Origin of the sequence: Saccharothrix tamanrassetensis (assembly GCF_014203665.1) — a bacterium.
Taxonomy (GTDB): domain Bacteria; phylum Actinomycetota; class Actinomycetes; order Mycobacteriales; family Pseudonocardiaceae; genus Actinosynnema; species Actinosynnema tamanrassetense.
In genome coordinates this window covers 208,399-229,656 of the sequence record NZ_JACHJN010000002.1, presented here as the reverse complement: position 1 = coordinate 229,656, position 21,258 = coordinate 208,399, and the positions used below count along the sequence as shown (strand labels likewise).

The following is a 21,258-nucleotide window of genomic DNA, read 5'->3' as shown; positions in this document are numbered from 1 at the left end:
GTGCCGGAGAAGCGCGACCAGATCGACCCCGCCGGCCTCACCACCGAGATGGAGGCCATCAGCGACGACGTCAAGAAGCGTCGCGAGGTCGACCACACGTTGGCCCGGTTCTCCGCGGTGCACGACGAACTCGCCGAGCAGGAGCGCCAGCGCAAGGAACGCCGGCAGAAGCTCATGCCGTGGAAGGTCGAGCACGACGAAGAGGCGACCGTCTACACCCCGCCGGTCGACGGCGCGGAGGACCTCGAAACGCCGCCCCGGCGGGCCAGGACCGCCAAGCACAGCAAGGTCGTCCGCGCCGTCAAGGTGCTGTCGCTGACCGCCGCCGTGCTGGTGTTCCTCGCCACCGGCCTCGGGTGGGGCGCGATGCTCTACGTGGACAGCAAGTTCACCGAGATCGACGCGCTCAACACCAACTCCGCCGCGGTGCACGAGGCCGAGAAGCAGTTGGGGGACGAGAACTTCATCATCGTCGGGTCGGACACCCGGGCCGGCGCCAAGGCCGAGGACGGGGTCGGCGACGCCAACGCCGAGCCCGGTGCGCGGTCGGACGTGCTGATGCTGGCCCACATCCCGGCCGACCGGAAGCGGGTCGTCGTGGTGTCCGTGCCGCGCGACCTCCAGATCACCCGGCCCGCGTGCGAGGAGTGGAACTCCGAGACCGGTGAGTACACCGGCAAGACGCTGCCCGAGGAGAAGGGCGTGAAGGCCAACGAGGCCTACGCCGACGGCGGGCCGAAGTGCGTCAGCACGTTCATGACCGAGCTGACCGGGTTGACCATCAACCACTTCGTCTCCGTCGACTTCAACGGGTTCAAGGGGATGGTCGACGCCGTCGGCAAGATCAAGGTCTGCGTGCCGAAGGTGATGGACGACGGCGAGCTCGGCATGATCTTCGACAAGCCCGGCCAGTACGACATCGACGGCCAGAAGGCGTTGGACTACGTGCGCGCCCGGCACGTGAAGAACGAGGAGTTCGGCGACTACGACCGGGTCACCCGGCAGCAGAAGTTCCTGTCCTCCTTGCTGCGCACGGCGTTGTCCACCGAGATGCTGCTGAACCCCGGCAAGCTCAACAACTTCCTCAACGCGTTCGCCTCGTCGGCCGTGGGCCAGAACATCGGCGTGAAGGACATGCTGACGCTGGCGCAGTCGTTGCAGGGCATCGAAGCCGGCCGGGTCAGCTTCGTCACCGTCCCGCACGAGACGTCCGAGGGTCCCACGAAGTCCAACGACGACAACATCGAGATGCTGAAGCTGGACGAGACCAAGGCGTTGTTCCAGGCGATCATCGACGGCACCCCGCTGCCCGACGAGACCCCGGACGCCACCCAGCCGCCGGCCGGCACGCCGGAGACGGCGGCCAAGCCCGCCGGGCCCAAGCAGGGCAAGGTGATCGACCCCAAGGGCCTGAAGATCCAGGTCTACAACGGGGACGAGGACAACGGCGGTGCGGCCGGTCGGACCACGAACGCGTTGGGCGAACTCGGGTTCGAGGTCGTCGCCAGCGGCAACAGCCCCGTTCCGGTCGGCAAGACCGTGATCCGGTACGGCACGGGCGGCGAGGACGCGGCGTTCACACTCGCCGCGGCGATCCCCGGCGCCACGCTCGAGGTCGACGAGGCCCAGGGCGGTGCGGTGACCCTGCTGATCGGGCCCGGCTGGGACGAGAAGATCGTTGCGCCGCAACCTAACGGCACGGCGGAACCGGGCAAGGCTGCGCCGCCGCCGGATCTGTCCATTGTGAACGCGGGCAAGGATCCCTGCGCCTAGCGGTTGGACCATCTGGACGTCTTGGGTTCACCGCGGGTTCACCGGGGTATGTCGCTGCCGCGACAACCTGCACGTAGGCTGACGCCATGCGTGAGGCCTACCACGACCAGCTCGGACAACTCGCCGACCAGCTCGCCGACATGTGCGGCATGGCCGGTGACGCCATGGAGCGCGCGACCGCCGCCCTGCTCCAGGCGGACCTCGGCCTGGCCGAGCAGGTGATCGGTGACGACGCCAAGATCGACGACGTGCGCGCCAGCATCGAGGAGCAGGCGTACGCGCTGCTCGCGTTGCAGGCGCCGGTCGCGACCGATCTGCGCATCGTGCTCGCGGTGATCCACGCCGCGGAGAGCGTCGAGCGGATGGGTGACCTCGCGCTGCACGTGGCGAAGGCCGCGCGCCGCCGGCACCCCAACCACGTGCTGTCGGACACCGTGCAGCCGTACTTCGCCGAGATGGGCCGCATCGCGGTCGAGCTCGCGCGGGAGGCGACCGACATCATCCGCACGCAGGACGTCGAGCGGGCGCGTTCGCTGGAGGACGCGGACGACGCCATGGACGACCTGCACCGGCACCTGTTCACCGTGATCATGGACAAGGACTGGGCGCACGGCGTGCCCTCGGCCGTGGACACCACGCTGCTGGGCCGCTTCTACGAGCGGTTCGCCGACCACGCGGTGTCGGTGGCCAAGCGCACCGTCTTCGTGGTCACCGGCCGGATGCCCGGCTACGGCGGCGAAGTGGACGACTGAGCCGGACCTGAACGATCCGGACACGACCGGGCCTGCTCACCCTGCGTGGCGAGCAGGCCCGGTTCGTTTCGCGGTCTGGTGCGGCCGTGCCGCTCGCGGGTGTTCGGCCGGTGGGCCGGTTGTCCGCTCAGCGCTTGGGCCTGCTCGCGTGAGTCGGCAGGCTCCGCGCACCGCCCTAGTTGAGCAGGCCTGTCAGCTCCTGGGCCAGCTGAGCCGCGATGCGCGCGTTGTCGGCGGGGGCGTGGGTGAGCCACTTCTGGCCGTCCTGCCCCTGCCGGGTCTGCGACATGTACCGGCCCTGGTCGTTGTCGAACCACGCCACCTGCGGCGCGCGCTGCTCCCGGCCGTGCCGGCCGCGCACCGTGACACCGAACTGGCCCGCCCGCAGCCGTGGCCGCTCGAACACCGCCTCCAGGGCACGCACCTGCGAGCCGGTGGTGGTCCGGGGCGCCATGGCCTGGGTGAAGGTCGCGTTGCCGAAGTCGTCGTCACGGCGCGGCGGGGGCGGCGGCGCGGACGACGGCATGGCCACCGTCAACGACTGGCCCGGACCCGGGCGCCCCTGCGGGATCAGGTCCACCACCGTGCGCAGCAGCACCGACGACCGCATGGTGTCGATCTTCATCTGCCGGTCGTCCAGCACCGCCAGCACCGCCAGCTCGCCCTGCGCGCCACTGCGGGCGAGCAGTTGGCGTGCCACGTTCTTCGGGTCCAGCGAAGCGATCGCGTTCAGCGAGTAGTCGAAGCGCACCAACAGGTTCAGCGCCTCTTCTACCTCCGCCACGACCCGGCCGCGGTTGGCCAGGCCGCGGGACTCCAGGTCGTTGTACACGGCGTTGCGGATGCCGCGCCGCTCGTCGTAGGTCTGGCCGAGGTACGGGAAGTCGAACGGGTAGGGCCGGCTGCCGAGCTTCAGGTCTTCCCAGAGCATGTCGGCCGCCGCGAGGGACAGGGCGAACGAGAACACGCTCACCCGCCGATGACCGGAGGCGCGACCATCGTGCCGTCACCGAAGACGTCCTCGGTCTCCACCAGGTACGAGGCGGCCTTGTGCTCCTTGTCCTCGTCACCCTGGCCCTGACCGGCACCGGCGCCCATGCCGCCGGCGGCCACGCCCGCAGCGCCACCGCGACCGCCCACGCCGCCACCGCCGAGCCCGCCACCGGACCCGGACGGCCCGAAGCCTCCCGCACCCGAGCGCCCGGCCTCGCCGAGCACGCCCGAGGCGCCACCGGGCCCGAACCCGCCACGACCGGCCGCCGCCATACCGCCGGGCCCACCGCCCAAGCCGCCGCCCATACCGCCGCCACGGCCACCGCCACCGCCGCCGGACCCACCGCTGCCCGGGCCGCCGCCGCGTCCGCCGGGACCGCCGCCGGGGATCCCCGGACGCCCGTTGGGGCCGACCGGAAGGCCGGGCGGGCGTCCGCCGGGCCCACCGGGGGGCCGTCCGCCGGGGCCGGGCGGCCAGATGCCGCCGCCACCGGGGCCGGGACCGGGAGGTCCACCACCGGGACCGCCGCCGGGGCCGGGACCGGGCAGCCCGCCGCCGGGGCCGCCGCCGGGGTTCCAGCCGGACTGGTTGGTGTTGCCGCCGCCCGTGCCGCCACCGGGGCCGGGGATACCGGCGACACCCGTGCCGCCCGTACCGCCGCCCGGCCCGTCCGGGATGGTCGGCCGTCCGCCGACACCGGGCGGGTTCGGGTTGTTCGGCGGCTCGACCGGGCCGCCGCCGGCGCCGTCCATCGGCGGGGGCGGGGCGAACGCGGGCATCGTCGAGCCGGACTCCTGGAACGAGGTCGACATGGTCGTCATGACCTCGGCCGCCCGCTCGTGCGCCTGCTGCTTCTCCTCGAACTTCTGCTCGATCTTGTCGATCGTCTCCGCCCACTTGAACGGGTTCGGCTCGGAGAAGAACATCTTGTAGGCGTCGGCGGTGCTGAACTTCACCGGCTCCGGCATGTTCGTCTTGGCCGTGCCCGCCGCCTGGCTCTGCTCGTAGAGCTTGTTGCCGGTCAACTGCGCGCCCTGCGCCGCGTTGCCCGACCACACCGCCATGTTCGTGAAGTAGCCCTGCGCCGCGCCCGCCGCGTTGCCCTGCCAGGCGCCCTTGCTGGCCTCCGTGGCCTTGGTCAGGTTGTTCTGGAGGTCGACCAGCGTGTTGCCGATCTTCGTCCACGCCTCGCCCTGCTCGTCGGCCGTGCCGGGCGCCATGTTGTCGGTGACCATGGCCTTGAGTTCCTCGTGCGAGCGGCCCATGTAGAAGGAACCGGAGGGCGTCATCGGCGGTCGGTAGTTCTCGACCACCTGCTCCAGGTCCTTCTCCTGCTTGGCCTGGTTCTGCGCGGACTGCGTCTTCCACCGGACGTACTCGTCGAGCGTGGCGAACGCGCCGAAGAACCCGGGATTCTCCTTGACCGCCTTGTCGTACTCCGCGCGCAGTTCGGCATCGGTCTGCCCGGCGTAGACGACCTTGGACGCGTTGGGGTTCGGCTGCTGCGAGTTCGGCGGTGCCACGGCTCTACTCCTGACTTACTTGGGCAGCTTCGGTTCGACGGCTTCGGCCAGCTTCGTCGCGGCGTCGCACGCTTCGTCCAGTGATGCGTTCGCGGAGGCGATGAAGTCCACCCGGGAGGAACTGCGGACCTCGACCGCGACGGCGCACAGGGTGTCCGAAGCACCCTTCTTGATCAGCTTCGCGTCCCGCGCCCCGACCTTGGTGTCCGAGATCTGCTGGTTCCCGGCTCCGGTGGCCTCCGCGATGCCCTTGGTGGGCCAGACCTTCAGGGTGACGCCCACGGTGGGCGAGAACTCGGCGTCGCATTGCTGCGCGCCGGTCTTCTCGATCTCGGTCAGGTTGAACGTCGCCGCCACTCCTTCGAGCGTCTCACAGGCATCGAGGGACTCGATCGAACCGCCGGACGCCCCCGAGGTGGAGGTCGGCGGTGCTTCCGAGGTGGTGGTGCCGGCCGTAGTCGTCGTTCCGGGCGACGGCGTACCGCCGGTGTCACCTCCGGAGCAACCCACGAGGACAAGACCCAGCGCAGCGAGCGGCAACGCGGCCCGAATCGCCGAAATCCTCATCAACCAGCCCTTCACTCAGTGGCGCTTGAACGTGTTCGCCTTGGCGTCGTCTACCTCGCGGTAGTTCTCGATCGCCTTCTGCAACGCCTGACGGGCTTCTTCGAGCGCGGCCTTGAGCTGGTTGATCGCCGGGATGATGCCCGTCGTACCACCACCGCCGTTGACACTCTCCGCGTTGTACCTCGTCATGGCCTGGGCGTCCGGACTCGTGCCGAGCTTCGTGTCGTTGGACAGGACGAACGTGTGCCGGTCGAGCTGCCGCAGCTCCTTCTGGGCGTCGTCGATGGCCTTGAGGTAGGCCTCGGCGCCTGCTTTGCTGATGGCGAACGAGCCGGACTCCGCTGCCTGCTTGAGCCCCTGCATGTTAGCCGTCATGGCCTGCATGGACTGCGCGCTCCACGCTCCCTGTGCCGGCACCACTACCCCCTGCGATCACGCGATTCCTATCGAGCACGGTACCGCGCACGTCAGAACCTGTCCTGGCTATGACGATGCCCGTATCGGCCGGGTTCCCGGCTTCACCCGTCACAGTGACGTCCAACACATATGGGTCCTCACCTCCGGTGACGGGGACCACAGCACCCGTTCGTGGAACAGCAGAGGGGCCCTCCCGCTGCGGCGGGAAGGCCCCTCGAAGCCGGGAACGGCTCAGCCGAAGCGGCCGGAGATGTAGTCCTCGGTCGCCTTCTGGCTGGGGTTGGAGAAGATCTTCTCCGTGTCGTCCACCTCGATCAGCCGACCGGGCTGACCGACGCCGAGCAGGTTGAAGAACGCGGTCTGGTCGCTGACCCGCGCCGCCTGCTGCATGTTGTGGGTGACGATGACGATCGTGTACTCCTTCTTCAACTCGGTGATCAGGTCCTCGATCGCCAGCGTGGAGATCGGGTCCAGGGCCGAGCACGGCTCGTCCATCAGCAGCACGTCGGGCTGCACGGCGATGGCGCGGGCGATGCACAGGCGCTGCTGCTGACCACCGGACAGGCCGCCGCCGGGGCGGTCGAGCCGGTCCTTCACCTCGTTCCACAGGTTGGCCCCGCGCAGCGACCGCTCGGCCACCTCGTCGAGCTTCTTGCGGTTCCGCTCGCCGGCCAGCTTCAGGCCCGCCACCACGTTGTCCCGGATCGACATGGTGGGGAACGGGTTGGGGCGCTGGAACACCATGCCGATGGTGCGCCGCACCTGCACCGGGTCGATCGAGGACGCGTAGATGTCCTCGCCGTCCAGCAGCACGTTGCCCTCCACCCGCGCGCCGGGCGCCACCTCGTGCATCCGGTTCAGCGACCGCAGCACGGTGGACTTGCCGCAACCGGACGGGCCGATGAACGCGGTCACGTTCTTCGGCGGCACGGCGAGCGAAACCCCGTCCACGGCGTGGAACTTGCCGTAGAACAGGTTGAGGTCCTTCACGTCGATGCGCTTGGCCATAACCGCCCGCTCACTTGGTCTTCGGGGCCAGCCACCGCGAGATCACGGTCGCCAGCAGGTTGAACAGCGTGATGATCAGGACCAGGGTGATCGCGGCACCCCAGATCCGGTCGAAACCCGCCTGGGTCGGGTTGTTCCGCTCGGTGGCCATCAGCAGCGGCAGCGACGCCATCGGGCCGTCGAACAGGTTGTAGTTGATGAACGGCGCGTACGCGGCGAGCACCAGCACCGGCGCGGTCTCGCCCATGACGCGGGCCAGGGCGAGCATGACGCCGGTCAGGATGCCGGACAGCGCGGTCGGGATGACGATCTTGACGATGGTCTTCCACTTCGGGATGCCCAGCGCGTAGGACGCCTCGCGGAGCTCGTCCGGCACGATCTTGAGCATCTCCTCGGTGGTCCGCACGATCACCGGCACCATCAGCAGCACCAGCGCCAGCGACACCGCGAACCCGCTGCGGCCGAGGCCGAACGTGGTGATCCACAGCGTGTAGACGAACAGCGCGGCCACGATGGACGGCACGCCGGTGAGGATGTCGACCATGAACGTGGTGGCCTTGGACAGCCGGGACCGGCCGCCGTACTCCACCAGGTAGATCGCCACGAACAGGCCGATCGGCACCGAGATCAGGCCGCACACCAGGCCTTGCACCAGGGTGCCGTAGATGGCGTGGTAGACACCGCCGCCCTGCTGCCGGGACAGCAGACCGGACAGCGACTTCTGCCACCAGTCGGCGTCCAGCACCACCGGCAGGCCGCGCTGGACCACGGTCCACAGCACCCACACCAGCGGCACGATGGCGACCGCGAACGCCAGGTACACCAGGGCGGTCGCGAGGCCGTTCTTGAACTTGCGCGCGCCGCTGACGCTCTGGAACGTCGGCGGCGTCGCCAGGCGGTTCAGGTCCGCCGTCTCGGTCGTCATTCGTACTCCTTGTGACCGGCGACGATGGCCCGGGCGATGGCGTTGACCACGAAGGTCAGCACGAACAGCACCAGGCCGGCGGCGATGTACGCACCGGCCGAGCGCGGGTCGTTGAACTCCGGCGCGGCCAGCGCGATCTTGGACGCGAAGGTCGCGCCGCCGTCGAACAGGCTCCAGCCGAACGCCGCGTTGGTGGCGCTCAGGATGATCATCAGCGCGATGGTCTCGCCGAGCGCGCGGCCCAGGCCGAGCATCGAGGCGCTGACGTAGCCGGCCTTGCCGAACGGCAGGACGGTGGTCCGCACGACCTCCCACTTGGTCGCGCCGAGCGCGATCGCGCCCTCGACGTGGGTGGCCGGCGTGCGGTCGAACACCTCGCGGCTGACGGCGGTGATGATCGGCAGGATCATCACCGCGAGCACGATGCCGGCGGTGAAGATGGTGCCGCCGAGCTCGATGCTGACGTTGCCCTCGGCGAACAGCGGGATGAAGCCGAGCGCGCCGGTCAGCCACTCGCCGATCGGGGTCAGCACGGGCGCGAGCACCAGCAGGCCCCACAGGCCGTAGATGATCGACGGCACGGCGGACAGCAGGTCGATGACGTAGGCGAACGGCCGGGCGAGCCGGCGCGGCGCGTACTGGGTGAGGAACAGCGCGATGCCCAGCGCGATCGGCATCGCGATGACCAGGGCGAAGGCGGACGACACCACGGTGACCAGGAGCAGGTCGAGGATGCCGTACCGCATGTTGTTGACGTCACCGGTGGACCACTCGCGGCTGGTCAGGAAGCTGACCTGGTCCAGCGCGAGCGACGGGATGGCCTGGAGCAGCAGGAACAGGCCGATGGCCCCGATGAGGACCACGATGAAGATGCCCGAACCGGTGGCGAGGCCGCGGAAGATCCGGTCACCCGGCCGGACGTGGGGTGCGTTCTGTTCGGCTTCCGTGGTCGGCGGAATCGGAGCCTCCGAGTCGGGTCGAGCAGCCGGAACGCCCCGGCGGGCACCGGGGTCACCGGTGCCCGCGGGGCGCTGGGCCACAGAGCGGTCGTTCATCGCTACGGCGTCGGCGGGGAGGGTGCCGGCCGGGTCAGGCGATCGCCTTGATGGCGGTCAGCAGCTTGTCCTGGAAGGCCTTGGGCAGCGGAGCGTAGCCCGCGTCCGCCAGACCGGCCTGGCCGTCGGTCGCCGCGACCGTGAGGAACGCCTTGACGGCCTTCGCGGTGTCGGCGTCGTAGCCCTTGGAGCAGACGATCTCGTAGGTGGCCAGCAGCAGCGGGTAGGAGCCCGCGGCGGTGGTGCCGTAGATCGAGTCGAGGTCGAGGACCAGGTCGTTGCCCTCGCCCTTGATCTTCGCGCCGTCGATCGCCTTGCCGACGGTCTCGTTGGTCAGCTCGACCGGGCCCTGGCCGGCGTCGATCTTGGCCAGCGACAGCTGGTTGTCCTGCGCGAACGACAGCTCGACGTAGGTGATGGCGCCGTCCACCGAGCCGGTGGCCTGCGCGACGCCGGCGGACTTCTCCTTGCCCTCGCCGACACCGCCCTTGAACTGCTTGCCGTCACCCTGGGTCCAGGAGCCCTTGGAGGCGATCTTCAGGTACTTCTGGAAGTTGTCCGTGGTGCCCGACTCGTCGGACCGGTAGACGACCTTGATGTCCTTGTCCGGCAGGGTGGCGCCGGAGTTGAGCGCCTTGATGGCCGGGTCGTTCCACTTCTTGACGGTGCCGTTGAAGATCTTGGCGGTCACGTCGCCGTCGAGCACCAGGTCCTTGACGCCGTCGAGCTTGTAGCCGATGGCGACCGGGCCGAAGACCAGCGGGAGGTGCCACGCCGGGTTGGTCGCGCAGCGCTTGGCGGCCGCCTCGACCTCGCCCTTGTCCTTGGACAGCGCGGAGTCCGAGCCGCCGAAGTCGACCTGGCCGGCGTTGAAGTTCTTCACGCCCGCGCCCGAGCCGGACGGGTTGTACGCCAGGTCCGCGCCGGAGCACTTCGCCTTGTACGCCTGGATGAACGTGTCGATCGCGTTCTTCTGCGCGGAGGAACCCTCTGCGTTCAGCTTGGTCTTGCCACCGCACTCGACGGCCACACCGGACGCCGTGGCGCCCGACGTCGAGCCACCCGGACCGGTGTTGTTGTCGCTGCCACATGCGGTGAGCAGAAGCGCACCGGCCGCGATCAGGCCGACGACGGCGCCGTGCTGCTTGGTCTTCACCTGGGTCCTCCACCTAACGGAAGCGGAATTGACGCGGCGAAGCTCGCCGCTCGACACGGACGGTAGGCAGCGATGGTGGACAAGCACCCAGGAGCAGATGAACGGAAGGTGAACTCCATACGGGAGGTGACTAGTGACACCGCCATACGAGTGATCGCGTGACCTGCACGTTTGCATGACGTGACAGGTTTGTCACTACTTGGCGTATTGAGCGTCCGAATCCCACCGGGTGAACCCCAACCGGGTGTACACGGCCAATGCCGCAGCGTTGTCGGATTCGACGTAGAGCATCACGTCGCGCGTCCCCGATTCCTTCAGGTGCGCGAGGCCCGCGAGGGTCAACGCCTTGCCCAGGCCGCCGCCCTGGGCGTCCGGATCGACACCCACCACGTACACCTCACCCAGGTCGGGGGTGTGCGACTTGGTCCAGTGGAAGCCCAGCAGCCGCTCCCGCGCGTCCACGGCGAGCAGGAAGCCGCTCGCGTCGAACCAGCGCTCCTGCTCCTTCTGCCGGACGTCCTCGATGCTCATCGCGCCCTGCTCGGGGTGCCAGGCGAACGCCTTGTGGTTGACGTACACCACCGCCGCCTCGTCCTGGCCCGGCACGAACGAGCGCAGCCGGACGCCCTCGGGCAGCACCGGCTCGGGCAGCGTGTCGTCCAGCGGGCGGCGCAGGCGCAGCAGTTCGCGCACCTTGCGGTAGCCGAGCTTGGCGGCCAGCGCCTGTGCGCCGGGATGCCCGCCGTGCGACCAGATCCGCAACGGTTCGGCGCGTTCGGCGGCGGCTTCGACCAGCTTCGCGCCCACGCCCCGGCGACGGTGGTCGGGGTGGACGACCAGCTCCGCGACCTTGTTGTCGTCGGCGTCGCCGAACAGGTCCAGGTGCAGGTAGCCGACCAGGGCGTCGTCCGCTGTGACGAGCAGGTGGTTGCTGCCCCGCGCATCGGGCCGGAGGCGGAGGACCACCTGCTCGCCCACGGGGGCCACGCCGTCAGCGCGCTCGGCGTCCCCGATCAGGTCGATGATCTTCTCGGCCTGCTCGGAGGACAGCTCTTCGAACCACGTCGATTCCACGTCGCCGAAACTACCGGGAGGTCAAACCCGGAACAGCTCCACGTCGTCCACCGGGGCGGAGTCGGCGTCCACCAGGGGGTCGGCCCTCCGGGTGACACCCGGCCGGGGCGGGCGGACGAACTTGTAGCCCACGTTGCGCACGGTGCCGATGAGCGACTCGTGCTCGGGGCCGAGCTTGGCGCGCAGGCGCCGCACGTGGACGTCCACGGTGCGGGTGCCGCCGAAGAAGTCGTAGCCCCAGACCTCCTGGAGCAGCTGGGCGCGGGTGAACACGCGGCCGGCGTGCTGGGCCAGGTACTTGAGGAGCTCGAACTCCTTGTAGGTGAGGTCGAGCGGGCGTCCGCGCAGGCGGGCGGTGTAGGTGGCCTCGTCGATGACCAGCTCGCCGAGCTGCAACGCGCCGTCGCCGCCGGGCCGGGTGGCGCCGTGCCGGGAGCGCACCAGGCGCAGCCGGGCGTCCACCTCGGCCGGCCCGGAGGTGGGCAGCAGGATCTCGTCCACGCTCCAGTCGCTGTTCACCGCGACCAGGCCGCCCTCGGTGACCACCGCCACCACGGGCACGCCCACCCCGCTGGAGTCCAGCAGCCGGCACAGGCCCCGCGCGGCGGCCAGGTCGGTGCGGGCGTCCACCAGGACGACGTCGTGCGGACCGGCCTCCAGCAGCGCGGAGACCTCCGGCCGCAGCGGGCGGACCTGGTGCGGGAGGAGCGACAGCGCGGGCAGCACCGCCTCTGGATCGGGGTCGGTGGTCAGCAGCAGCACGTCGATGCCCATCGCGGCGCCCTCCTGTTCGGCCGGTGTCCGGTCACCGGACCGGACAGCGCGAAGTACGGTGACCGGGCCCCGTTGCCTGCGGATGACGGAGACGATACCGGTGCACATCACGAAAGACCCAGGTCAACAGGACAGGGTCACAGTTGTTTCCACGAGCGTCACGCCCGTTACATCCGTGTCACACGACGGCATCCACCTCCACGGAGTGCACCTGCCCCCTGAACGGTCCGTGCTGGACCTCGCGTTCGTCGTGGGGCACGGCTTCACCAACCACGTCCGCAAGCCGTTCGTGACGAGGGTCCTGGAGCGCTTCGCCCGGCACGGCGGGGTCGTCGCGCTGGACTTCCGCGGTCACGGCCGGTCGCACGGCCGTTCGTCGCTCGGCAACGACGAGACCCACGACCTGGCGGCCGGTGTGTCGCTGGCCCGTGCGCTCGGGTACCGGCGGGTGGTGACCGTCGGGTTCTCCATGGGCGCCTCCATCGCGCTGCGCCACGCCGCCCTGCACGCGCAGCGCCCGGACGCGGTCGCCGCGGTGAGCAGCCCGTCGCGCTGGTGGGTGCGCGACACCGCGGCCATGCGCCGAGTGCACTGGCTGCTGGAGCAGCCGCACGGCCGGCTCGCGGCCAGGGCGCTGGGCGTCCGGCTGGCCCCGCCGTGGCGGACCGTGCCGGAGAGCCCGCTGGAAGTGGTGCACCGCATCACGCCCACCCCGCTGCTCATCGTGCACGGCGAGGACGACCACTACTTCGGCCCGGCGCACGCCCGCGCGCTGCACCGGGCGGCGGGTGGGGACGCCGAGCTGTGGCTGGAGCCGCGGATCCGCCATGCGGAGTCCGCGATGACCCCGGCTCTGGTAGACCGGATCGCGACCTGGCTCGACCTCAGGTCCTCGAACCCGACCGCAAGCCCTGACGACGAAGGACTCCGATGACCGCCAGCACGCCCGTGAAACGCCGCCCGACCAGGGGCCGCAAGCTGATCATCGCCGGACTGGTGCTGGTCGGCCTGCTGGTCGCGGCCGACTTCGGGCTCGCCGCGGCGGGCGAGTACCAGGTCGCGCAGAAGATGCGGGCCAAGTTCCAGCTGCCCGACGACCCGACGGTGCGGATCAACGGGTTCCCGTTCACCTACCAGGCGCTGGCCGGCGACTACCGGGACATCGAGATCACCGCGACCGGTGTGCCGGTGCGCGACTCGCTGCGCGACCTGGAGATCCGGGCGAACCTCAAGCACACCCGCATCGGGCTGTCCGACCTGCTGTCGGGCAACACCCGCAACGCCCGGATCGACCAGGTCATCGGCAGCGTCAAGATCAAGGCGAACGACCTGAACCGGCTGGTCAACCTGGTCACGCCGTTCACCGACATGGCGATCGAGCCGGACACCCGGCCGGAGGCCACGCCGACCCCCGCGGCCGCGAAGCCGGACCCGACCAAGGCGGCGGTGAAGCTCAGCGGCACCACGAAGGTGGCCGGGCGCAGCATCCGGATCGCCGCGTACGGCTCGGTCACGCTGGTCGGCGGCCAGGTGGCGGTCGCGGTGAACGACGTGGAGGTGGACGACACGTCCCTGGCGGGCCTGAACGAGGTGCTGGGCGTGGTGAGGTCGGCGTTGAGCGTCACCATCGACCCGGGCGTGCTGCCCTTCACCGTGACGCCGACGGCTGTCAGGGTGGAGAGCGGGGCCCTGACCGTGGAGGGCACCATCAACGACATCCCGCTCGACGAGGGCTGAGGCGGATGACCGGAGTGTGGGCGCTGTTGGGCGCGGTCGCGGTCGTCGCGGTGATCGGGGTGGTGCTGCGCGTGCAGAACGGTCGTATCCGCACCGGGCGGGTGGGCACCGACCTGCCGGAACCGGTGCGCGCGCTGCTCGACCCGGCCACCCCGGTGACGCTGGTGCAGATCTCGACCACGTTCTGCGCGCCCTGCCGGCACACCCGCGCGCTGCTGGAGGACCTGGCCGGTCGGACCGACGGGCTCCGGCACGTCGAACTGGACGTGACGGACCGGCCCGAGGTGGCCGCCGGACTGGGTGTGCTGCGCACCCCGACGACGCTCGCCCTGGACGCCTCCGGGACCGAGCTGCTGCGCGTCGGAGGGGTGCCGGAGCGGGACGCGCTCCTGGCCGCTCTGCGCCCACACCTACCCGGCCCGATCGGGTGAACCTGGGAACTCCCACCTTGTGGACACCCCTCCCGACAGGAAGGACGAGCGGCTACCCTCGTCGCCATGGACACGCTGCTGACCAAGCGACTCGCGGTAGACCTCTGCCGCGTCCGCAGCAGCCTGTGTCGCGCGGCGAGCTGACCGGGCGGTTCACCCGGCGGCCGGACCCCTTGACGGGTGTACGCGGCTGCCTCTAACACCGCCTGTAGACGGACTGCCCAGTCATGTCACCGTCAGGAGGTCGCCGTGTCGGGAGATGCACCCGTGGACCCGCGGGGTCCGCGCTTCAGCGCCTGGATAACCACCGCCATCCTCGCGGTCGTGCTGCTGACCGGGTCGTGGCGGCTGCTCGCCGCGCAGACCGTGCTGTTCGGCATGTGCGCCTTCATCTCGCTGAAGCTCAACCCGTGGGGGCACGTCTACCGGTTCGCCGTCCAGCCGAGGATCAGCCCCACGTCCGAGCGCGAGGAGGCCGCCCCGCTGCGGTTCGCGCAAGGCGTCGGGTTCGTCTTCGCCCTGATGGGGACCATCGGGTACGCCACCGGTCTCACCGCGCTCGGAGTGGTCGCCACGTCCGGCGCACTGGTCGCCGCGCTGCTCAACGCCGCGCTCGGCCTGTGCCTGGGCTGCGAGTTGTTCCTGCTCCTGCGCCGCCACGCACCTGCCCTCGCCCGCCCCCGATAAGAGCCGCAGCAACAAACCCCCAGAAACAGGAGCAGCTCGATGAGCCGTGAAGACGTCCTGGTCTCGGCCGCCTGGTCCGAGGAGAACCTCAACACGCCCGGTGTGGTGTTCGTGGAGGTCGACGAGGACACCACCGCCTACGACGGGGGCCACATCCCCGGCGCGGTGAAGGTCGACTGGAAGAACGAGCTCCAGGACCCGGTCCGCCGCGACTTCGTGGACCGCGCGGGCTTCGAGAAGCTCCTGTCCGCCAAGGGCATCTCCAACGACGACACCGTGGTCCTGTACGGCGGCAACAACAACTGGTTCGCCGCGTACGCCTACTGGTACTTCAAGCTGTACGGCCACGACGCGGTGAAGCTGCTCGACGGCGGCCGCAAGAAGTGGGAGCTCGACGGGCGCCCGCTGGACAAGGAAGCCGTCTCCCGGCCGGCGACCGAGTACAAGGCGCAGGAGCAGAACCTGGCGATCCGCGCCTTCCGCGACGAGGTCGTGGACGCGATCGGCAACAAGAACCTGGTCGACGTGCGCTCGCCCGACGAGTTCTCCGGGAAGCTGCTGGCGCCCGCGCACCTGCCGCAGGAGCAGGCGCAGCGCGCCGGCCACATCCCGTCCGCGATCAACGTGCCGTGGAGCAAGGCGGCCAACGAGGACGGCACGTTCAAGTCGGACGAGGAGCTGGCCGAGATCTACGGCGAGGCGGGCTTCGACGGCTCCCGCAAGACGATCGCGTACTGCCGCATCGGCGAGCGCTCGTCGCACACCTGGTTCGCGCTGCACGAGCTGCTCGGGCACGAGGACGTGAAGAACTACGACGGTTCCTGGACCGAGTACGGCTCGCTGGTCGGCGTGCCGGTCGAACTCGGCAGCGGCAAGGAGGCCTGATGAGTGACGGTTGCGGCGCGCCCGTGCAGGGCGTGGACATCGAGGTCGGCGCGGGCGAGGTGGTGCTGACCGGCAAGGTGAGCACCGCCGACGGCCCGGTGGGCGGCGCGTTCGTGCGGCTGCTCGACTCGTCCGGCGAGTTCACCGCCGAGGTCGTGTCCTCCCCGGAGGGCGACTTCCGCTTCTACGCGGCACCCGGCACGTGGACGATCCGCGCCCTGCACCGCTCGGGCAACGGTGAGGCGTCGGTGTCCGCGGACGGCCCGGGCGTCCACCCGGTGTCGGTCGCGGTGGCGTGAGCCGAGCCGGCTTCCGTCGCTAGGTCGGTACTCATTCCGCGACGACCAGGGGTTCCGGTCGTCGCGGAATGAGTCGCGGACCACTGGCCCCGCCCGCCCGTCGCAGCCGGCTCGGAGCCGGCACTGCGATAAACTCGGCGGGTGGAACACTTCTTCACAGGCCTGCTGGTCCTCGTGTCGCTGCTCGTGGTGTGGTTCGCCGGGTACGTGGTGTACCGGCTGTACTCCGACCAGCGCTGATGACCGAGAACGCCTCCCCCGTGCCGGGCAGCGGTGACGCGGCCGTGCAGGCCGCCGCCTCGCGCGCCCAGGTGACCGGAGCCCGCAACCTGCCCCAGTTCGACGACCTGCCGGTCCCGGCGGACACCGCGAACCTGCGGGAAGGCCCGTCGCTGCACGACGCCTGCCTGGCGCTGCTGCCGCTGGTCGGCGTGTGGCGCGGCGAGGGCGAGGTCGTGTACCCGACGATCGAGGGCCCGTACCGGTTCGGCCAGCAGATCACGTTCGCGCACGACGGCCGGCCGTTCCTGTACTACGAGGCCCGGTCGTGGCTGCTCGACGCGGACGGCGAGGTGATCCGCCCGGCCGCCCGGGAGTCCGGTTTCTGGCGTCCGCAGCCGGACGACACGATCGAGGTGCTGCTCACGCACAACACCGGGATCCTGGAGCTGTACTACGGCAAGCCGCGCAACCAGACGTCCTGGGAACTCGGCACCGACGCGGTGATCCGCACGGCGACCGCCAAGGAGGTCACCGGGGCGCAGCGGCTGTACGGCATCGTCAACAACGGCGACCTGGCGTACGTCGAAGAGCGCGCCATGGTCGGTCAGCCCCTCCAGCCGCACACCTCGGCCCACCTCAAGCGCGTCGTCGGCTGAACCCGCACCCCTGAACGGCGGCGGGCAGAAAGTTCTCCCTGAGGATTGTTCAACAATCCTCTTCGAGGACCTATTCTGTAGCCATGCGACTCCGGCGTTGCGGTACCGACGCGGTGCTGGTCGAGGTGGACTCGATCGGCGAGGTGGAGGCCGTGCGCGCCGCCGTGCGCGCGGCGGACCTGCCCGAGGTCGTGGAGCTGGTCCCGGCGGCCCGCACCGTGCTGGTCACGGCCCGTCCCGGCGGGTTGGCGGCGGTGCGGCGCGTGCTGGACTCCGTCGACCTGACGCACCGCGTGGACACGCCTTCGCAGGAGATCACGATCCCGGTCGTCTACGACGGGCCGGACCTGGAGTTGGTCGCCGGGACAGCGGGTATCACCACCGACGAGGTGGTCCGGTTGCACGCGGAGGCGACGTACTCGGTGGCGTTCTGCGGCTTCGCGCCGGGCTTCGCCTACCTGGTCGGACTGCCCCGCGAACTCCACCAGCCACGCCTGGACTCGCCCCGCACCAAGGTCCCGGCCGGATCGGTGGGTGTCGCCGGCGAGTACACGGCGGCCTACCCGAGGTCGACGCCCGGCGGTTGGCGGCTGATCGGCCGCACCGACGCCCCGCTGTTCGACCCGAGGCGCGCGGCCCCCGCCCTGCTGGCCCCCGGTGACCGCGTCCGCTTCGAGGCAGCCGGATGACGACCACCCACCGCGAGCCGCCCGTCGGCACGCCTTCACCGGAGGCGGCTCCGCCCGACACCCCCCGGTCTCCTGCCGGGAGGTCGTTCACCATCCTGCGCACCGGCCCGCAAGCCCTGGTCCAGGACCTTGGCCGGCCCGGCAACGCCCATCTCGGCGTCCCCCCGTCCGGCGCGCTCGACCAGCCGTCGCTCCGGCTGGCCAACCGCCTGGCGGGCAACCCCGAGGACGCCGCCGGCCTGGAGGTCCTGCTCGGCGGCCTGTCGTTGCGCGCCAACGCCTCGTGCACCGTCGCGGTCACCGGCCCGAGCACACCCGTGCGGGTCAACGGCCTGCTCCGGGACTCGCCCTGCCACCTCGCCCCCGGCGACGAGCTGATCATCGGCGCCCCCCGGCACGGCCTGCGCTGCTACCTGGCCGTGTCCGGCGGCATCGCGGTCCCGCCCGAGTTGGGCAGCCGCAGCACCGACGTGCTCTCCGGCATCGGCCCCAGCCCTCTCCGCGCCGGCGACGAGATCCCCCTCGGCACCCCCACCGGCATCCCCGCGGGCGCGGACGTCCTCCCGCCCGTCCAGGTCGCGGACGAGCTGACCGTTCCCATCCACCTCGGCCCCCGGGACGAGTGGTTCGACGATCCCGCGGGCCGGCTCCGGGACGGCCGGTGGACGGTGTCCGAGCGGAGCAACCGGGTGGGCGTCCGGCTCCAGGGCACCGCCCTCGAACGGACCGCGCACCACCGAGGCCGCGAACTGCCCAGCGAAGGCCTGGTCACCGGCGCCGTCCAGGTCCCGGCGGACGGCCAACCGGTGGTGTTCCTCGCCGACCACCCAACCACCGGCGGCTACCCGGTGATCGGCGTGGTGCCGCCGGCGGCGCTCCCACCGCTCGCCCAGGCCCGACCCGGAACGCTGCTCCGGTTCCGCCCACAGGGCTGAACGGACGCAAATGGTCTAGACCCATTGTCATTCAAGTGGGGACGACCTACTTTCGTCCTTGGCCGCCGTGGTTCTCGACTTCCCTGTCATCGAGAGGCACAACCCTCATGCGCCGACTAGCCATCGCGCTGGTGGCATTAGCCGCCACCGCCACCTTCGCCACGCCGGCAACCGCCGCTGCGGGCCTGACCGCCACGTTCAGCAGAACCGGCACCACGGGCAAGTTCGTGGTGAACAACCCGACGACGGCCGCCGTCAGCGGCTGGTCGATCAAGTTCGACCTGCCCGCGGGCGTCACGGTCAGCGGCGTGCAGAACGCGACCACCACCCAGAACGGCACCAAGGTCACGCTCACGCCCGCCTACTACATCAGCACCCTCCAGGCGGGCCGCAACACCGAGCCGTTCAGCCCCTCCTTCACCCTCAGCTCGGCGGTCGACCCGACGTCGTGCACCCTCAACGGCGCGAACTGCGACGGCACCGGTCCCGAGCCGCCGCCGCCCGCGCCGGTCACCGCGGACTTCAGCCTGACCGGGAACACCGGCAAGTTCGTCGTCGCCAACAACACCACCACCACGTTGGCCGACTGGTCGATCACGTTCACGCTGCCCGCGGGCGTCACCGCGAGCAACGGGAACAACGCCACGGTCACCCAGACCGGCAACTCGGTCACCGTCGTCCCGGTGCACTACAACAAGTCGATCGGCGCGAACAGGACGACCGAGCCGTACAGCCCGACGTTCACGCTGAGCCGCGCCGTCGAACCGGTGACCTGCCGGGTCAACAACGCCAACTGCGACGGTTCACCGGACGTCCCGCCGACCGCGCCGGGTGACCTGCGCTCGCCGGTGAAGACCACCAAGACCGTCTCGCTGGCGTGGAACGCGTCCACCGCCGGTTCGCTGCCGGTCGCGGGCTACGACGTCTACAACGGCACGGCGCTGGCCACCACGGTCACCGGCACCAGTGCCACGGTCACCGGCCTCACCCCGAACACCGCCTACTCGTTCACGGTGAGGGCCAAGGACACCAAGGGCACCCAGTCCCCGGTGAGCAACGCGCTCAGCGTCACCACGAACAACCCGGCCGACGACACCCAGCCGCCGACCACCCCGGGCAACCTGCGCGGCACCGGCAAGGACGCGGGCAGCGTGACGCTCACTTGGGACGCGGCCACGGACAACAGCAAGGTCGCGAACTACGACGTGTACCAGGGCACCACGGTCCGGGCCACGGTCACCGAGACCACGGCCAAGATCGACGGCCTGTCGCCGTCCACCGAGTACACGTTCTCGGTGAAGGCACGGGACATCTACGACAACGTGTCCGGCGCGAGCAACTCCGTCAAGGTGACCACCGCGGACATCGTCGGCGGGTACGCGAAGGTCGGCTACTTCGTGCAGTGGGGCATCTACGGGCGCCAGTTCTTCGTGAAGAACCTGGACACCAACGGCGCCGCGGCGAAGCTGACGCACATCAACTACGCGTTCGGCAACATCGACCCGGTCAACCTGACCTGCCTGCACGGCGTCACCAAGGGCACCTCGCCCAACCCGCAGGACCCCAACCAGGGCGACGGCGCGGGCGACGCGGAAGCCGACTACAGCAGGCCGTTCAGCGCGGGCCAGTCCGTGGACGGCGTGGCCGACACCGGCTGGGAGCCGCTGCGCGGCAACTACAACCAGCTCAAGAAGCTCAAGGCGAAGCACCCGCACCTGAAGGTGCTGATCTCGCTGGGCGGCTGGACGTACTCGAAGTACTTCTCCGACGTCGCGGCCACGGACGCGGCGCGCAAGAAGTTCGTCGCGTCCTGCCTGGACATCTACCTCAAGGGCAACCTGCCGACCTACAACGCGGCGGGCGGTCCGGGCACGGCCGCGGGCATCTTCGACGGCATCGACCTGGACTGGGAGTGGCCGGGCGCGGAGGGCCACGCCGGCAACCACATCAGCCCGAACGACAAGCGGAACAACACCCTCCTGATCGAGGAGTTCCGCAAGCAGATGGACGAGCTGACCAAGACCACCGGCAAGCGCTACCAGCTCACCGCGTTCACCCCGGCCGACCGGGGCAAGATCGAGGCCGGCTGGGAGCTGGGCGAGGTGGCGAAGTCGATGGACATCTTCAACGTCCAGGGCTACGACTTCCACGGCTCGGGCAGCGACAACTCGTGGGAGCCCAACCGCACCGGCCACCAGGGCAACCTGTACCCGGACGCGGACGACCCGTACCCGTTCCACTTCAGCGTCGAGGACACGGTCAACGCCTACCTCGAAGCGGGCGTGCACCCGCGCAAGATCACCGTCGGACTGGCGTTCTACGGCCGCGGCTGGCAGGGCGTCCAGGACGGCGGGAAGAAGGGCGAGTGGCAGTCGGCCACCGGCGCGGCACCCGGCCAGTTCGCGGAGGAAGCCGGTACGCGCGGGTACTCGAACCTGATGTCGAGCGTGCCGAACTGCACGGTCCACCACGACGAAGCCGCGGTGGCGACGTCCTGCTTCACCGGCAACGGCGGGCAGTGGTGGACGTTCGACGACGTGTGGGCGATCCAGAAGAAGACCGCGTGGATGAAGCAGCGCGGCCTGCTGGGCGCGATGATCTGGGAGATGTCCGGTGACACCGGCCTCCTGATGAACGCCGTCGACACCGGGCTCAAGTAGTCCCGCAACGCTGTCCTCGGGGACTCCGGTCCCCGAGGA

The 21,258-nt window shown here is 70.2% G+C and carries 23 protein-coding genes; 13 read left to right on the top strand and 10 right to left on the bottom strand.

Features of this window, described 5'->3' with window-relative positions; all coding sequences use genetic code 11:
* Positions 1 to 1,773 (top strand): LCP family protein, encoded by a 1,773-nt coding sequence (locus FHS29_RS05920; protein WP_184689046.1) that lies wholly within the window; start codon positions 1 to 3, stop codon positions 1,771 to 1,773.
* A gap of 86 nt (positions 1,774 to 1,859) precedes the next feature.
* Positions 1,860 to 2,525: a phosphate signaling complex protein PhoU gene (phoU, locus tag FHS29_RS05915; RefSeq protein WP_184689045.1), complete on the top strand. Its 666-nt coding sequence runs from the start codon at positions 1,860 to 1,862 to the stop codon at positions 2,523 to 2,525.
* Between the two features lie 175 nt (positions 2,526 to 2,700).
* On the opposite strand, the gene FHS29_RS05910 is transcribed toward phoU, so the two are convergent.
* The 10 genes from FHS29_RS05910 to FHS29_RS05865 all read right to left on the bottom strand — a co-directional run bounded on the left by FHS29_RS05910 (position 2,701) and on the right by FHS29_RS05865 (position 12,018).
* The gene (locus FHS29_RS05910) at positions 2,701 to 3,498 is read right to left on the bottom strand and encodes an ESX secretion-associated protein EspG (RefSeq protein ID WP_184689044.1); all 798 of its coding nucleotides are present in this window, start codon (positions 3,496 to 3,498) and stop codon (positions 2,701 to 2,703) included.
* Positions 3,495 to 5,042, bottom strand: a complete 1,548-nt coding sequence (locus FHS29_RS37605; protein WP_184689043.1) for a hypothetical protein — start codon at positions 5,040 to 5,042, stop codon at positions 3,495 to 3,497. Before FHS29_RS37605 ends, FHS29_RS05910 begins: the two co-directional genes overlap by 4 nt.
* 15 nt (positions 5,043 to 5,057) lie before the next feature.
* Positions 5,058 to 5,399, bottom strand: a complete 342-nt coding sequence (locus tag FHS29_RS05900) for a DUF3558 domain-containing protein (RefSeq protein WP_184689042.1) — start codon at positions 5,397 to 5,399, stop codon at positions 5,058 to 5,060.
* A 225-nt stretch (positions 5,400 to 5,624) separates the two neighbouring features.
* Positions 5,625 to 5,984 (bottom strand): hypothetical protein, encoded by a 360-nt coding sequence (locus FHS29_RS05895; RefSeq protein WP_246439994.1) that lies wholly within the window; start codon positions 5,982 to 5,984, stop codon positions 5,625 to 5,627.
* Between the two features lie 273 nt (positions 5,985 to 6,257).
* On the bottom strand, positions 6,258 to 7,034 hold the full coding sequence (gene pstB / locus FHS29_RS05890; protein ID WP_184689039.1) for a phosphate ABC transporter ATP-binding protein PstB: 777 nt from the start codon (positions 7,032 to 7,034) through the stop codon (positions 6,258 to 6,260).
* 10 nt (positions 7,035 to 7,044) lie between these two features.
* A complete protein-coding gene (gene pstA, locus FHS29_RS05885; protein ID WP_184689037.1) occupies positions 7,045 to 7,959 on the bottom strand; it encodes a phosphate ABC transporter permease PstA in 915 nt (304 codons plus the stop codon).
* Positions 7,956 to 9,014 (bottom strand): phosphate ABC transporter permease subunit PstC, encoded by a 1,059-nt coding sequence (gene pstC, locus FHS29_RS05880; protein WP_184689035.1) that lies wholly within the window; start codon positions 9,012 to 9,014, stop codon positions 7,956 to 7,958. The genes pstA and pstC overlap by 4 nt, the downstream gene beginning before the upstream one ends.
* Positions 9,015 to 9,048: 34 nt before the next feature.
* Entirely contained in the window at positions 9,049 to 10,170 is a 1,122-nt protein-coding gene (gene pstS / locus FHS29_RS05875) for a phosphate ABC transporter substrate-binding protein PstS (protein WP_184689033.1), read from the bottom strand.
* Between the two features lie 195 nt (positions 10,171 to 10,365).
* On the bottom strand, positions 10,366 to 11,244 hold the full coding sequence (mshD, locus tag FHS29_RS05870) for a mycothiol synthase (RefSeq protein ID WP_184689031.1): 879 nt from the start codon (positions 11,242 to 11,244) through the stop codon (positions 10,366 to 10,368).
* Positions 11,245 to 11,265: 21 nt separating this feature from the next.
* Positions 11,266 to 12,018: a response regulator transcription factor gene (locus tag FHS29_RS05865; RefSeq protein ID WP_221455472.1), complete on the bottom strand. Its 753-nt coding sequence runs from the start codon at positions 12,016 to 12,018 to the stop codon at positions 11,266 to 11,268.
* A 175-nt stretch (positions 12,019 to 12,193) separates the two neighbouring features.
* Here FHS29_RS05865 and FHS29_RS05860 point away from each other — a divergent pair, with 175 nt between their 5' ends.
* The 11 genes from FHS29_RS05860 to FHS29_RS05815 all read left to right on the top strand — a co-directional run bounded on the left by FHS29_RS05860 (position 12,194) and on the right by FHS29_RS05815 (position 21,219).
* Complete coding sequence (locus FHS29_RS05860; protein WP_312864775.1) at positions 12,194 to 12,952, top strand: alpha/beta hydrolase family protein; 759 nt, start codon at positions 12,194 to 12,196, stop codon at positions 12,950 to 12,952.
* Entirely contained in the window at positions 12,949 to 13,755 is an 807-nt protein-coding gene (locus FHS29_RS05855) for an LmeA family phospholipid-binding protein (RefSeq protein ID WP_184689028.1), read from the top strand. The genes FHS29_RS05860 and FHS29_RS05855 overlap by 4 nt, the downstream gene beginning before the upstream one ends.
* A gap of 5 nt (positions 13,756 to 13,760) precedes the next feature.
* Complete coding sequence (locus FHS29_RS05850) at positions 13,761 to 14,186, top strand: TlpA family protein disulfide reductase (protein ID WP_184689026.1); 426 nt, start codon at positions 13,761 to 13,763, stop codon at positions 14,184 to 14,186.
* Between the two features lie 66 nt (positions 14,187 to 14,252).
* Positions 14,253 to 14,330: a putative leader peptide gene (locus FHS29_RS38445; RefSeq protein WP_376774398.1), complete on the top strand. Its 78-nt coding sequence runs from the start codon at positions 14,253 to 14,255 to the stop codon at positions 14,328 to 14,330.
* A 105-nt stretch (positions 14,331 to 14,435) separates the two neighbouring features.
* Positions 14,436 to 14,873 (top strand): DUF4395 domain-containing protein, encoded by a 438-nt coding sequence (locus FHS29_RS05845; RefSeq protein ID WP_184689024.1) that lies wholly within the window; start codon positions 14,436 to 14,438, stop codon positions 14,871 to 14,873.
* Positions 14,874 to 14,912: 39 nt separating this feature from the next.
* Positions 14,913 to 15,758, top strand: coding sequence for a sulfurtransferase (locus FHS29_RS05840; protein WP_184689022.1), 846 nt, complete (start codon positions 14,913 to 14,915; stop codon positions 15,756 to 15,758).
* The gene (locus FHS29_RS05835; protein WP_184689020.1) at positions 15,758 to 16,057 is read left to right on the top strand and encodes a DUF1416 domain-containing protein; all 300 of its coding nucleotides are present in this window, start codon (positions 15,758 to 15,760) and stop codon (positions 16,055 to 16,057) included. Before FHS29_RS05840 ends, FHS29_RS05835 begins: the two co-directional genes overlap by 1 nt.
* 260 nt (positions 16,058 to 16,317) lie before the next feature.
* Positions 16,318 to 16,935, top strand: coding sequence for a heme-binding beta-barrel domain-containing protein (locus FHS29_RS05830; RefSeq protein ID WP_184689981.1), 618 nt, complete (start codon positions 16,318 to 16,320; stop codon positions 16,933 to 16,935).
* A gap of 83 nt (positions 16,936 to 17,018) precedes the next feature.
* The gene (gene pxpB / locus FHS29_RS05825) at positions 17,019 to 17,624 is read left to right on the top strand and encodes a 5-oxoprolinase subunit PxpB (RefSeq protein ID WP_184689018.1); all 606 of its coding nucleotides are present in this window, start codon (positions 17,019 to 17,021) and stop codon (positions 17,622 to 17,624) included.
* A 92-nt stretch (positions 17,625 to 17,716) separates the two neighbouring features.
* Positions 17,717 to 18,559 carry a 5-oxoprolinase subunit C family protein gene (locus FHS29_RS05820; RefSeq protein WP_312864832.1) on the top strand — a complete coding sequence of 281 codons (843 nt, stop codon included), beginning with the start codon at positions 17,717 to 17,719 and terminating at the stop codon, positions 18,557 to 18,559.
* A gap of 107 nt (positions 18,560 to 18,666) precedes the next feature.
* Entirely contained in the window at positions 18,667 to 21,219 is a 2,553-nt protein-coding gene (locus FHS29_RS05815; protein ID WP_184689014.1) for a glycosyl hydrolase family 18 protein, read from the top strand.
* The last annotated feature ends 39 nt before the right edge of the window (positions 21,220 to 21,258 follow it).